The 13,420-nt window shown below is 73.0% G+C and carries 8 protein-coding genes; 2 read left to right on the top strand and 6 right to left on the bottom strand.

The genetic code is table 11. The features are described 5' to 3' along the window. Positions 1 to 28: 28 nt before the first annotated feature. On the bottom strand, positions 29 to 700 hold the full coding sequence (locus tag ACOTKD_RS20240; protein WP_424890374.1) for a TetR/AcrR family transcriptional regulator: 672 nt from the start codon (positions 698 to 700) through the stop codon (positions 29 to 31). Between the two features lie 175 nt (positions 701 to 875). Between ACOTKD_RS20240 and ACOTKD_RS20235 the strand changes: the two genes are divergently transcribed. Together ACOTKD_RS20235 and ACOTKD_RS20230 are read left to right on the top strand one after the other, a co-directional pair. Next, positions 876 to 2,324, top strand: coding sequence for an MFS transporter (locus ACOTKD_RS20235; protein ID WP_424890373.1), 1,449 nt, complete (start codon positions 876 to 878; stop codon positions 2,322 to 2,324). Between the two features lie 112 nt (positions 2,325 to 2,436). Beyond that, positions 2,437 to 3,039, top strand: a complete 603-nt coding sequence (locus tag ACOTKD_RS20230; RefSeq protein ID WP_424890372.1) for a response regulator transcription factor — start codon at positions 2,437 to 2,439, stop codon at positions 3,037 to 3,039. Positions 3,040 to 3,147: 108 nt separating this feature from the next. Here the strand turns inward: ACOTKD_RS20230 and ACOTKD_RS20225 are convergent, their stop codons facing one another. The 5 genes from ACOTKD_RS20225 to ACOTKD_RS20205 form a co-directional block, all read right to left on the bottom strand. Further along, positions 3,148 to 4,374, bottom strand: coding sequence for an ATP-grasp domain-containing protein (locus tag ACOTKD_RS20225; protein WP_424890371.1), 1,227 nt, complete (start codon positions 4,372 to 4,374; stop codon positions 3,148 to 3,150). Then, positions 4,340 to 5,569: an MFS transporter gene (locus ACOTKD_RS20220; protein WP_424890370.1), complete on the bottom strand. Its 1,230-nt coding sequence runs from the start codon at positions 5,567 to 5,569 to the stop codon at positions 4,340 to 4,342. The genes ACOTKD_RS20225 and ACOTKD_RS20220 overlap by 35 nt, the downstream gene beginning before the upstream one ends. A 71-nt stretch (positions 5,570 to 5,640) precedes the next feature. Continuing rightward, entirely contained in the window at positions 5,641 to 6,639 is a 999-nt protein-coding gene (gene sbnB / locus ACOTKD_RS20215) for a 2,3-diaminopropionate biosynthesis protein SbnB (protein ID WP_424890369.1), read from the bottom strand. A 20-nt stretch (positions 6,640 to 6,659) separates the two neighbouring features. Then, complete coding sequence (locus tag ACOTKD_RS20210; RefSeq protein ID WP_424890368.1) at positions 6,660 to 6,884, bottom strand: hypothetical protein; 225 nt, start codon at positions 6,882 to 6,884, stop codon at positions 6,660 to 6,662. A gap of 9 nt (positions 6,885 to 6,893) precedes the next feature. Then, the gene (locus ACOTKD_RS20205; protein WP_424890367.1) at positions 6,894 to 13,400 is read right to left on the bottom strand and encodes an amino acid adenylation domain-containing protein; all 6,507 of its coding nucleotides are present in this window, start codon (positions 13,398 to 13,400) and stop codon (positions 6,894 to 6,896) included. Positions 13,401 to 13,420: the final 20 nt, after the last annotated feature.

The following is a 13,420-nucleotide window of genomic DNA, read 5'->3' as shown; positions in this document are numbered from 1 at the left end:
CAACTGCCCATGGAGGACAGTTGAACAGTCAGGCCGACTCCGGGCGCGGTGTTCCCGGCGTCTCCGCCAGGCACTGCGCGAGCAGGCCGTCGACGAAGGCGCGGAGCCCCTGCGCGAAGGTGTCCTGCCCGGCCAGTGCTGCCCACCGGCCGGCGATGGCGGCCAGGTGCTGGTGGCGGAGCGGGCCGTCGGCGTTGCCGAAGTAGGGGTTGAGGCAGGTGGGGTCCTGTTCGTGCATCTTGCGGTGGCGGGTGTGCGCGCGCACGAGGATCTCGCCGACCGTGTAGTACCAGATGCTGCGGAAGATCCGGACGGTCTCCTCCGGGGGGCATCCGGCGTCGACGACTCCGGCCAGGATCGTCTCGACCAGCCACAGGAACGAGTCGCCGAGCCGGGCGATGAACCCGTCGGTGGTGAGGACCTCCGCCGCCCAGGGCCACGCCGCCAGGCCGTCGTGGATCGCGACGGCGGCCGTGATGATCCGCTCCCGCGGCTCGCTCGGCAGCTCGGGGTGCGGAATCCGCTCCGCGTACTCGTGGATCAGCAGGAGCAGCAGATCCTCCTTGTCCCGCACGTGCGAGTACAGGGTCGTCGTCCCGACGCCGATCTCGGACGCGAGCCGACGGACCGTGAGCTTCTCCCAGCCGTGCTCGTCGATGAGCCGGCGGGCCGCGGTCAGGATCTGTTCGCGGGAGGTCACGGGGGGACGGCCGACGGGCCGACGCGGTGCGTTCGATCGGGGCATCACCCCATCATGCCTCGCCGCGGCACCAGGCGTTGACCTGAGTGGTCGACACCTCTCCGTCCCCGCTGCTAATTTCAGAACACCGTCGGAAACTCTTCCGGCACGACCAGACGCAGAGGGGCTGGGTGCGGTGGCAAGTACGCAAGTAGCGAGTGAGAAGACGACTGTCACGAGCGGTGCCCGGCCCGGGACCACCCTTGCCGCGGTCTCCGTCGTGCAGTTCATGGTGTCGCTGGACCTGACGGTGGTGAACGTCGGACTCCCTCAGATCGGCAGCGGCCTCGGCTTCAGCGCGGTGGGCCTGACCTGGGTGATCCACGCCTACGCCCTCACCTTCGGCGGCCTGCTCCTGCTGGGCGGCAAGATCGCCGACCGGTACGGGCACAAGCGCGTGATGCTGTTCGGGCTCGGCCTGTTCGGCATCTCCTCCCTCGTCGGCGGCCTCGCGCAGGCCCCCGGTCAGCTGGTGGCCGCGCGCGCCGCGCAGGGCGTCGGTGCCGCGGCGGTCGCGCCCGCGGCGCTGGCGCTGCTCGCCTCGACCTTTCCCAGTGGCAAGGAACGCGTGAAGGCCTTCGGCATATGGAGCGCGGTGAACGCCTCCGGCGGCGCCGTCGGCGTCCTGGCCGGCGGACTGCTCACCCAGTACGCGGGCTGGCAGTGGGTGATGTACATCAACCTGCCGATGGCCGCCCTGGCGCTGGCCCTGGCCTGGCGCGGCATCGCCCAGGACACCCCGGCCGCGCACCGCGGCCGCCCGGACGTGCTGGGCGCCGTGCTGGCCACGGCGGGTGCGGCCCTGCTCGTGTTCGGCGTCGTCCGCACCGACCAGCACCCGTGGACCTCGCCGGCCACCCTGATCACCCTGGCCGTCGCCGTCGTCCTGCTGGCCGCGTTCATCCAGGTCGAGCGGACCACCAAGCGTGACCCGCTGATCCGCCTCGGCCTGTTCGCCAACCGCTCGGTCGCGGGCGCCAACCTCTTCATGCTGCTGTTCGGCGGCGCCATGGCCTCGGCCCTGTACTTCGTCTCCCTCTACCTCCAGCGGGTGCTCGGCGGCAGCGCGGCCCGCGCCGGAACCGAGTTCCTGCCGTTCATGCTGGGAGTGATCGTCGGCTCCACCCTCGCCGTCAAGTTCGGCTACAAGTTCGCGCCCCGGAACATGCTGATCACCGGTGGCACGCTGGCCGCGCTCGGCTACGCCTGGTTCGGCCTGATGCGCTCCGACGGCACGTTCCTGGTCGACGTCCTCGGCCCGTCCGTCCTCGCCAGCGTCGGCATCGGCCTGTGCCTCGCGCCGGCCGTCTCCATCGCCACCGGGGGCGTCAAGCCCCACGAGGCGGGTGCCGCCTCCGGCGTGCTCAACAGCACGCGCCAGATCGGTGCCTCGCTCGGCCTCGCCGCGCTCAGCACCGTCGCCGCCGACCGCACCGGCGATGCGATCACGCCCGGCGGCCTCAACGGCGGATACACGCTCGGCATGCTGGTCGGCGCCGGAATCCTCGTCTGCGGCGTCGTCATCGCGGTCTTCGTCCTGCCCCGGCCCGCCCGCGCCACCGCCGACGGAGCGCAGACGTCGTGACGTGACGGTCCGCGATGCGGCACCCGGGCTCGCATATAGACGGCGTCCAGACTTTGCCCAGTCGCACTCCCCACAATGACGAGATATTCGAGGAAATACTCAGGGGGAGTGCATGGGAATCGATGTCCTGGTGTCCGATGACCTGTATCTGTCCGGCTTCGCGCTGGCCGCACTGCTGGAGCGGCGCGAGGAGCTCCGCGTCGTCGGACCCGCGGAAAGCAACTCCGTCGCGCTGCAATTCGCCGAGACGCACCGGCCCGATGTCGCGGTCATCAGTTTCGAGGGCGAGGACAGCGACGCGATCACCGTCGCCGAGAAGATCGCGGACCTGGGTTGCCGGAGCATGCTGCTCGCCACCGCGGTGACGCGGTCGGTCGTCCGCCAGGCATTCGCCACCGGCATCGCCGGCGTCGTGGAACGCAGCGTGTCACCGCGCCAGTTCGTCGAGGCCATCCACCGCGTGCACCAAGGGGAGCGGGTCTTCGACGCGGAGCTGACGGTGGCGGCGCTGAACAACAGTGACTGCCCCCTCAGCGCACGCGAGTTCTCCGTGCTCGAATACGTCGCCCGGGGGGACACGGTCCCCGAGATAGCGGCCCGTATGTACCTCTCGGAGGGCACGGTGCGGAACTACCTCTCATCCATGGTGACGAAGATGGGGGCGCGCAACCGCATTGACGCGCTGCGCATCGCCCGGGACTCGCGCTGGATCTGAAGCCGCATGCCCACCGGAATGCCCGCCGCCCCCGGTCCCGGCCTGAGCCGGGTGCCGGGGGCGGCGGGCAGAGAGCGTCTTCGAGCCGAGGGCGCCGCGCGTACGGGGTCAGGGCGCGGTGATCTGAAGACAGACGGAGGCCGTCGCTTTGGTGGCCCTTTCCCTCGCCTCCACCGCGGTCCCGCCCAGGGCGATCGCGTAGCCCACCCGGTCCTCGGAGCTGTTCAGGCCCGAGATCCCGTCGCCCGGCTTGCGGTCGAAGTCCCAGCGCAGGATGTCGTTCGCGGGCGTGAGGGCAATGGACGTGAGGGTTCCGGAGGCGGGCGGCAGCACGAAGCTGATCGCCGCTCCCGGCGCGGCCGGGGCGGCGGGCAGAGCCGGGTCCGTGCCCAGCAGGGCCGCCACCGCGCGTTCGTACTGGTCCTGGCCCGTGGCCAGTTCGACGAGTTCCGGGATGCAGTCACCGCCGACGCGGGTGTGCGTCTCGATGACGACGGGGCCGTGCACCGGGTCCAGCCGCAGCTCGGTGTGGCTGGCGCCGTAGCCGATCTCCAGCCGGTCCAGGACGCAGCGCACCGCCTCCCGGAGCTGTTCGGCGTCGCTCTCGGCCAGGGGGGCGGGGACCATGTGTCCCGTCTCCACGAAGCCGGGGCTGCCCGTGGTCTGCTTCGCGGTGATCGCCAGCACGGTGTGCCGCCCCGCCGCGCTGACCGCCTCGACGCTGAACTCCGGTCCCTCCGCGGCGTGCTCGGCGATGTAGCGGGCGGCGCCGGCCTCTGCGGATGCCGTCCCGTGCGCCTCGGCGGCCGCCACCCGGGCCTGCCACCGCGCGAGCTCGGCGTACGACCGCAGGGCCGACACCCCCGCGCTGCCCGCGCCGTCGGCCGGCTTGACGATCCAGCGGACGCCGTCCGGTTCCTCCCGCACCGCGGCGGCGACCTCGTCGGCGGTGCCGGCGGCGTAGCGCCAGGCGTACGGCGTGTCCGCGAGCAGGCGGCGCATCGCCGCCTTGTCGCGGGCACGGGCCGCGGCGGCGGGGGAGACGGACGGCAGTCCGAGGCCGGTCGCGACGCGGGCGCAGACCTCCTGGGCGTACTCGGTGAAGGACAGGACGAGGCGCGGCGGCCCGAGTTCGGCGACCAGACGGCCCACGGCCTCCCGCACCGCGTCGTGGTCGGTGATGGGGCAGAACACGACGCGCTCCGCATGCGCCGTCACCTCGCGCGGCACCGCCGTGCCGGGGGAGACCAGCACCACCGGCCGGTGGCCGTGCAAGGTGATCGCCCTCGCTCCGCCGGGGCTAGGCCCGAGCAGACACATCCACGTCGTGGTCATTTCCTTCTCCTTTTCGTGTGTCGAGCGGATCGGCGGACGGTGAGCGTCCGTCCCAGGCCATGGCAAGGGCGGTGAGGAGGGCGAGAGCGGCCGCGCCCCAGTACGGTGCCGCCGCCGGCGACAGCGGTCCCGTCCCGGAGCGGCCGACCACCAAGAGCGTCCCGAGCCACGCGCCCGCCGACTCCGCGGCACCCGAGGCCACCCCCGCCAGGGCGTAGGCGGCCGGCAGGGACAGCGTCCCGCGGCGCTCGCTGACCTGGGTGTCGTAGAGCGGACCCCACACCAGTTCGGACAGGGTGAAGAGCACCATGGCCACGAGCACCACGCTCAGGCCGGCCGAGCGGCCGAGCGCGAACAGCAGTACGGATGCGGCGAGTACCGACCCGGCCGCGGCCCACAGGACGCCGAAGCCGCCGCGCGGGGCGTCCAGCACCCGGCGGGACAGCCAGGTCGCCGGCACCTGCAGGGCGACCACCATCACCGCGTTCAGGGTGAACACCAGGCCCAGGTCTCGGGCGTCGACGGTGTCGCCCAGATAGGCCGGAAGAACGTCGAAGGCCTGCGCGTACGCCACCCAGGCGCCGCACGCGAGCAGCGAGAAGACCACGAACCGGCGCTGCACGAGCGGGCGGCGCCCGCTGCCTCCGGCGGCCGGCCGGGGACGCTCGGAGCGTCGCCAGGTGCCGGGCAGCGCCGGCGCCGCGGCCAGCGCCACCAGGTGGAGCACCGCCGCCGAGAGCGGCAGCCAGCTCGCGTGCCAGTGCAGCAACTGGCCCCCGATGACCGGGCCCACCGCGGATCCCGCGTTGACAGCCATGTTGAGGTAGCTGAACCCCCGCAGCTGCTGATCCGCCGGGAGGGCCGCGACCGAGGCCTTCATCGCGGTCGTCGCCATCGCCAGGAACAGGCCGACCAGCGCGGCGAGCACCAGCCAGCCGGTGACCGCAAGGCCCGGCCCTGTGCCGAGCAGGGCGAAGACCGCGACGGCACCCACGTAGCCGGTCACCACCGAAGCCTTGAGCCCCAGCCGGTGGATCAGCGGTATCAGCAGCACCGCGCCGGCCCGGTTGGCCAGGATGGAGGAGCCCACGACCAGGCCGGCACCGCCGCCGGACAGGCCCCGGGTGTCCACCAGCCACAGCCCGAGGTAGGGCAGGACGGCGAAGAAGCCCGCACCGCTCGGGGCCCGTGCCACCCCCCGGGCGGTCCGCTGCCGGGCGGCCGCCGGCCGCCCGGCGCCGGCCGCCGCCGGGGGCCGTCCTCCGCTCACCATCGCCGGGTTTCCCCGAAGAAGCCGGGCAGCGGCAGCAGCCGGTCCTCCTCCAGCCCTCGCCGGTACAGCCAGTGGCCGACCGCCAGATCGAGGACGCCGAGGCCGAACGGCGAGAAGACGGTGGGCCGGTCCGGGTGGCGCGCCACCTCGCCGCGCAGCACGCCGGCCAGGGTGCCGGTGACGAAGTCCCGTCCGCCGGTGAGCTGTTCGGCCAGGTGCGGGGACGTGTCCGCCTTCAGGCAGTGCTCGACGTCGTCCAGGATGTTGTCGGCCGCGAGCAGCGTCTCGGGCGCCAGGTCCCGCAGCGAGATGTTCAGCACCAGCCGGCCGGCACGGAAGCGGTGCCCGGCGGGCACGTACGGGGTCGGTGCTGTGGTCGCGAGGAGCACCAGGTCGCAGTCCAGGGCGGCCTCGAGGTCGCCCTCGCGGGCATCGGAGCCGTACCGGTCGCGCAGATGGCGGGTCAGGGCCCCGGCCGACAGGGGGTCGAGGTCGTGGCAGCGGACCTGGCCGAGCGGGACGCCGGCCGCGTGCAGGTACTGGCAGAGCGTGCGCGCGATCACACCGCCGCCCACGACGCCGACGGTGGCGGGTACGGCGTCGCTCAGCACGGTGCACGCCAGGGCCGCCGACGCCGCCGTGCGGGCCGCGCTGATTCCGGCCGCCTCCATCAGGGCCATCGGGCGGCCGGTGGCGTAGTCGTTGAGGACCAGCACCGCCGAGGCGCGGGGCTCGCCCTTGGCGACATTGCCCGGGAAGCTGCTGATCCACTTGATGCCCGCGACGCCGGCCTCGCCGCCGAGGTACGCGGGCAGCGCGATGATGCGGGCGTCGGGCTTCTCCGGAAAGCGCAGGAAGCAACTGTCCGGGTTGACGCTTTCGCCCGCGTGGTGCGTCAGATACGCCGCACGCACCCGCTCCATGACGTCCTTTTCGCGGCCGTCCAGCAGGGCCTGGACGTCATCGCCGTTCAGGACCGAGAACGCTGCCATCGATGTCCCCTCGCCTTTCGTCATGCCCCCGCCTTCGTCATGCCGGTGGTTTCGATGCCGGTCGGATCCGTCACGCCGAAGCGGTCGTACACCCAGTCGTCGTCGTACACGGTGTTCAGGTAGCGGTCGCCCGGATCGGGGGAGACGGCGAGCACGGTGGAGCCCGGCGCGATCGCCTCGGTGCCGTCCCGGTGGGAGCCGGGATCGGCCGGATTCGTGTACTGGTTGAGCCACACCAGCGGCACCCCGCGCCCTCACGGGCGGACCGCCTTGCGTATCCGCTCGGCCAGGAAGTCCGGCCGGGTCGCGTTGAGGTGATGACCGCCGTGACCGGCGATGCTCAGGTCGAGCTCGCGGGTCAGCCGCGCCCAGCGGTGCACGTGCTGTTCGTGGTCCCGGGTGAGCGGGTCGTCCGCGGCGAGCAGCAGCGTGAGGGGGCAGTCGAGCGCGTTGCCGGGCGGCACGGCCAGCAGCCGCGTCCAGGAGCGGGCCGCGGCGGCCGAGTCCCGCCGGAAGTCCTGGGCGAGCCGGCGCAGCCCGGCCGCGGGCAGCCCGGCCGTGTCCAGGCCGGTGTACTGCCCGAGCCACTGCCACACCTCCTCGTCGCTGCGGCGCAGGGACGCGTCCGGGTCGTAGTCCGCGGGGTCGTCGGAGCGGGGCAGGGACGCGACCACGAAGACGTGTGCGGGCTCCCGGCCCCCGCGGCGGAGCGCGAACGCGGTGTCCAGGGCCGGTGGAGCGCCCGCCGAATGGCCCAGGAGCACGAGGGGCCCCTCGGCCCGGTCGGCTATCGCGGCGGCCAGCTCTTGCACGCCGGCCCCGTCGGCCAGGGCGGCGCCGAAGTCGGCGGCCAGCACCCGCACGGGCGCTCCGGCCCGGTGCAGTGCCCTGGTGAAGGCGAGATAGCTGGCGGCCGTGCCGCCCGCGAAGGGGAAGCACACGACCGTGGCCGGGGGGCCGGAGGGCCGGAGCCCGGCGGCCGCGGTCAGATCGGTGAGCGGGGCGACGCCCCGGCCCGCCGTCAGCCCGCTCCCGGCCGGCCCGGCATCCGCGCCCGGATCCGTCGGGTCGGCCCACGCGGCCAGCGCCCGTGGCGTGGGACGGGCCACCACGTCCCGCAGGGTCACGCCGGGCAGCCTGGCCGCGAGCCGCATCGCGGTCAGGGAGTGGCCGCCGAGGTCGAAGAAGCCGGCGGTTGCCGAGACGGTGTGTTCGGGCACGCCCAGGATCTCGGCGAACGCGGCGACCATCGCGGACTCGGCGGGGTTCGCGGGGGGTTCGATCGCCTCCTGGTTCCGGTCGGTGAGGGGACGGCGGCTCAGTGCGGCGCGGTCCACCTTCCCGTTCCGGGTCACGGGGAAGCCCTCCAGCCGCTCGAAGACGTCCGGCACCATGTACCGGGGCAGCATCTGTGCGAGCGTGGCGGCCAGCTCTCCGGGCGAGGGCTCGGCCGTGCCCGTGTACCAGACGGCGAGCCGGTCCCGGCCGCCGTCGCGGCGTACGAGGGCCACGGCGTGGTCCACGCCGGGCACCGCGGCCAGCGCCCCCTCCACCTCGCTCAGCTCGATGCGGAAGCCCCGCAGCTTCGTCTGGTGGTCGCGGCGGCCGGCGCAGTCGAGGACCCCGCCGGGCAGCCAGCGCCCGATGTCACCGGTGCGGTAGAGCTGTCCGGACACCGAGGAGAACGCGTCGAGGGTGTTCGGCACGAACGCCCTCGCGGTGCGCTCGGGGTCATTCAGATACCCGAGACCCACGCCCGTCCCCGTCACCAGGATCTCGCCGTAGGTGCCGAGGGGCACGGGCCGGCCGGCGGAGTCGACGATGTGGATGTTGGTGTTGGCGATGGGGCGGCCCACCGGCACGCGTTCTCCGGTCGCCGGACCGGTCAGGATGTGGTGGGTGACGTCGTCGGAGGTCTCGGTCGGCCCGTAGGCGTTGACCATCGGCACGTCGTAGCGCTCGAACCAGCGGTGGGTCAGCGCGGGCGGGAAGGCCTCGCCGGTCACCAGGTTCCAGCGCAGGGCCCGAAGCGCACGCGGACGGTCGTCGAGTTCGCCGAGCAGTGCGTCGAGGAACGAGGGCACCACCTCCAGCACGCTGACGGCCTCGTCCTCCAGCGCCCGGGCGAAACCAGGCAGGTCCGTGACGAGTTCGGCGTCGAAGACGACCGTACGGCCGCCCACCAGCCAGGCCGAGAGCAGCTGCCACACAGAGATGTCGAAGCACTGGGTGGCCACCTGCGCCACCACGTCCCCGGCCGTCATCCCCAGATCGTCGATCTTGGCGAGCAGATGGTTGAGCATGCCCTCGTGGTGGATCAGCGCGCCCTTGGGCTCACCGGTCGAACCGGACGTGAAGATCAGGTAGGCCGGGGAGGCGGGACCGGGAGGGGCCTCGGACGGGGACGTCCCGGCCTGCTCGGCGATCAGCTCCTCGTAGCAGAGGACCGCGGGGCCCTCCTCGCCGTCACCGGCCGGACGGTGTGCCAGCGTGTCCCGGTGCCGGGCGCTGGTGAGCACGTGGCGGCACGCGGACCGCGCCAGCATGCTCCGCAGCCGTGCGGCCGGATCGGTGGGCTCCTGGGGCAGGTACACCGCGCCGAGCCGCAGCACGGCCAGGACGCTCACCGCCCAGGGGATTCCGCGGTCCATCGGAGTGGCCACCACATCACCCGCCCGCACCCCCGCGGCGTGCAGCCGGCCGGCCAGGTGAGCGGAACGGGCGTCCAGCTCCCGGTAGGTCAGCGTGCTCGTCCGGTGCCGCACGGCGATCTCGTCGGGCCGGCTCGCGACCTGTGAGGCGAACAGGCCGAGCACTCCCCCGTCCGGCAGCTCCCGCGCGGGCCCGGCGAAGCGCGTCGTGAGCAGCTCCAGCTCCTCGTCGCCCATCAGCGTCACCGCGCGGTGCGCGGACTCGGGCTCCCCGGTCAGCAGTTCCAGGGCGCGCCGGTAGTAGTCCGCGATTCTCTCGATCTGCTCGGGAGGGAAGACGTCGCGGTGGTAGTGCAGCGACAGTGCGACCTCGCCGCTGAAGGCGTCCTGCCAGAACTCGGCGCGGAAAGGGAACTCGGTCTCGCTGGCGACCTGGCTGCGCTCCAGCCGCAGCCCGTGGTCGCGGCGCAGATCGTCGAGCACGTGAAAGTGCGTGAAGTTGAAGACGGCCTCGAACAGCGGCTCCTGGACCTGCCTCACGCGCTTCGTCTCACCCATCGGGTAGCGCCGGTGCGGCAGCAGCTCCGTCTCCGTGCGGTACACCTCCCGGACCAGATCGGCCCAGCTGCTGCCGTCGGCGAGGCGGACCCGGAACGGCACCGTATTGAGGAAGAGGCCGGTGATCCGGTCGCCGCCGGCGACCTCCGGCCGGCCGCTGTGCTCGTAGCCGGTCAGCACGTCGCCGGAGCCGGTGACGAAGGCGAGCACCGCCACATGCGCCGCCATCAGTACCGACTTCACGGGAACGTTCAGCCGTTCGGCGACGCGCTCGACCGCGGCCGGGACGGGGTCGTCCAGCGTGACGTCGTGCATGACCACGCCGGAGGCGCCCGCGGGGTCGAAGGGATACCGGGGCAGGCGGGCTCCGTCGTGGTCGTCGAGGACGCCCTGCCAGAACTCACGGCTGTCCGCCGAGGCCACCGCGGCGCGTTCGAGGCGCACGAAGTCCTGGTAGCCGGAGCTGAGCGGGGCGAACTCGGGGGCCCGGCCCGCGCGCAGCGCCAGGTAGGCGGCGAACAGGTCGTGGTGGACCACGCTGACGCTCCATCCGTCCAGCGCGGCCGCGTGGTAGCTGAGGCTGTACTGGTAGCCGTGCTCGCCCAGCAGGTGCAGCCGGACGCGCACCAGGCCGCCCTCCGCGGGGCGGAAGCCGCGGGCGAGTTCACGGTCGTAGAAGCCGGCCAGTTCCCGCTCCTGCGCCGCCTCGTCCAGCTGCGACAGGTCCGTGACCTCGACGATGTCCGTCGCGCCGGAGTGGACGATCTGCAGCGGCTCGCTGTAGCCGAAGACGTGCAGCGAGGTGCGCAGCATCGGATGACGGGCGGCGACCGCGTGGGCCGCGGCCCGGAAGGCGTCCAGGTCCAGGGGTTCGCCGATGCGGTAACTGACGACGTCGTGGTAGAGACCGGGCCGGCTTCCGGTCAGCTCCACCTCGTACAGCAGACCGGCCTGCAACGCGGACAGGGGGTAGGCGGCCTCGGCGTCCGGCGGCAGCCGGCGGGCGTCGTCCGGGGTGAGCAGACCCGGCTTCTCGTCCGTGTCGGCGTCCGGCAGGCCCTGCCGTACGTGCGGCTCCAGGCCGGCGAGCGTGGGATGGGCGAACAGGTCCTGGAACGAGAAGTCGAGCTCGCTGCGCCGCGCCTCGGCCAGCACCCGCACGATCTTGATCGAGTCGCCGCCCAGGGCGAAGAAGTTGTCCTCCAGGCCGATGTTCTCCACGCCGAGTACGCGCGCCCAGATCTCCGCGAGCCGGACCGCGACCGGGCTCTCCGGTGCGGGGCCCGACGTGCCGGCCGCCCGGGGCGGTGGCGGGAAGGCCTTGACGTCGCGCTTGCCGTTGTGGGTCGTGGGTATGGCGGGCACCGTGACGACGAACTGCGGGACCATGTACGAGGGCAGTTCGGCGGCCAGCCGTTCGCGCACCGCCGCCTCGTCGTAGCCCGTGCCGGGTACCACGTAGGCGCACAGGCTGCGGTCTCCGCCGTCGTCGAGGGCGAGGACGGCGCAGGCGGCGACACCGAGCGTGGATTCGGCGACGTGCTCGATCTCCGCGGTCTCGATGCGGTAGCCGCGGATCTTCACCTGTGTGTCGATCCGGCCCAGGTACTCGAGCGTCCCGTCGGGCAGCCAGCGGGCCAGGTCGCCGGTGCGGTAGCCGCGCCCGCCAGGGAGCTGCGGGTCGTCGACGAACCGCTCGGCGGTCAGTTCCGGCGCGTTCAGGTATCCACGGGCCAGGCCGGCCCCGCCGATGCACAGCTCGCCCGGTGTCCCGATCGGGGCGGTGGTGCCGGCGCGGGTGCGCACCCTGAGGACGATGTTGTCGATCGGACGCCCCAGCGGTACGGGGAACCGCGGGTCGAGGGCCGCGCACGGGAAGTGCGTGACGTCGACGGCCGCCTCGGTGGGGCCGTACAGGTTGACGAGTTCGGCACCGAGCGGGCCGGTCAGCAGCTCGGCGAAGCGGACGGCGTGCGCCATGCCCAGGGCCTCGCCGCTGGCGAACACCCGGCGCAGCGAGACCAGCGCGGCGGCGTCCCGCTCCACGTACTGCAGGAAGACCTGGAGCATCGACGGAACGAAGTGCATCACGGTGACGCGGTGTTCGCCGATCCTGGCGACCAGCGCCGCCGGGTCCTTCTCCGCACCCGAGGGCAGGGTGCACACGGACGCCCCGGCGAGTGTCCACCAGAAGATCTCCCACACGGAGACGTCGAAGGTGAACGGCGTCTTGTGCAGGATCACGTCGTCGGCGGTCAGCGGATACGCGCGCTGCATCCACACCAGCCGGTTGACGACGGCCCGGTGGTCCAGCATGACCCCCTTGGGGCGGCCGGTGGAGCCGGAGGTGTAGATGACGTAGCACAGGTCGTCCGGCCCCGCTCCGCCCTCGGGCGCGGACGCGTCGCCGTCGAGGACGCCCGGTGCGCTCACGTCGAGGAACGTCCCGGTGGCCGGGAGCACGTCCCGTGTGGCGCCGTCGCCGACCACGATGCGCGTCTCGCTGTGCTCCAGCATGTAGGCGATGCGGTTGGCGGGCAGCGTCGGGTCGATCGGGAGGTAGGCGCCGCCCGCCTTCAGCACCGCGTAGATCGTGGTGAGAGTGAGCGGCGAGCGCGTCAGGCACACGCCGACGACGGTGCCGGCACTAACGCCGGCGGCGCGCAGCCGGTGCGCGAGCTGATTGGCGCGCCGGTCCAGTTCCGCGTAGGTGGTGCCGTCGTCGCGTATCGCGACCGACCGCGGAGTCTCGGCCGCCCGGCGTTCCAGGAAGCGGTGGAGCGGGACGTCGGCGGGGAAGTCGCGCGAGGTGGCGTTGAACCCGGCGATCGCGGCGCACTCGCCGGGGGCGGCGTCGAGGAGGTCCGCCACCGGAGCGTCCGGGTCGCGGGTGACCGCGTCGAGCAGCCGGACACAGGCGTCGGCCAGCCGCTGCGCGGTGGCCGCGGTGAACAGGTCGGCGCGGTACCGCAGCATCAGCTGCGGCTCCTCGGCACGCAGCCGCACGTCGACCTGGATCACGCAACCGGCGTCCGCGGCCTGCGTCGCGGAGAGTTCCCCGTCGGCGCCTGCCGCGAGATCGGTGGGGGTGTGCCCCTCGGTGCGCATCAAGTGGGCCACCGGCACGTCCAGGTGCGCGGTCGCCTCCTGGTAGGCGGCCCGGGCGGTGGCGAGCAGAGCGCGCGGAGTGGTCTCCCGGGTGATGGTGAGGCCGAGCGGGAAGGCGGCGCCGGGTGCTGCGGGGGAGTGCCGGTAGCCGGTCACCACCTGCACCTGCTCGGTGTCGGTGGCGCGGGCGCCGAGCACCGCGACGACGGCCGTGACCAGCACCTGGGCCAGCGCGGGCCGGTCCTTGACCAGGGCGCGGCAGCGGGCGGCGCACTCCGCGGGGAGCGGCACCAGGACCTGGTCGTGGGAGAGCTCGCCGGCGTGTGCCAGGAAGTCGCGCGGCAGGAGGGTGGGCTGCTCCCAGCCGGCGAGGCGGGACGACCAGTACGCGGTCTGCTCCGGGAAGGCGTGGACGGCTCGGCTGAGCTGGAACGCGGTGCTCATGGTTCCCTTCGTGTCTACTT

The organism is Streptomyces sp. XH2 (assembly GCF_049725035.1).
GTDB lineage: Bacteria > Actinomycetota > Actinomycetes > Streptomycetales > Streptomycetaceae > Streptomyces > Streptomyces roseoverticillatus.
The sequence above is the reverse complement of the archived record's forward strand: the minus strand, read 5'-3'. Positions and strand labels throughout refer to the sequence as shown.

Excerpts from the sequence above, each read along its gene's own strand:
- ACOTKD_RS20230 (WP_424890372.1), top strand. The coding sequence starts at position 2,437 with ATGGGAATCGATGTCCTGGTGTCCGATGACCTGTATCTGTCCGGCTTC.
- ACOTKD_RS20225 (WP_424890371.1), bottom strand. The coding sequence starts at position 4,374 with ATGACCACGACGTGGATGTGTCTGCTCGGGCCTAGCCCCGGCGGAGCG.
- sbnB (WP_424890369.1), bottom strand. The coding sequence starts at position 6,639 with ATGGCAGCGTTCTCGGTCCTGAACGGCGATGACGTCCAGGCCCTGCTG.
- ACOTKD_RS20205 (WP_424890367.1), bottom strand. The coding sequence starts at position 13,400 with ATGAGCACCGCGTTCCAGCTCAGCCGAGCCGTCCACGCCTTCCCGGAG.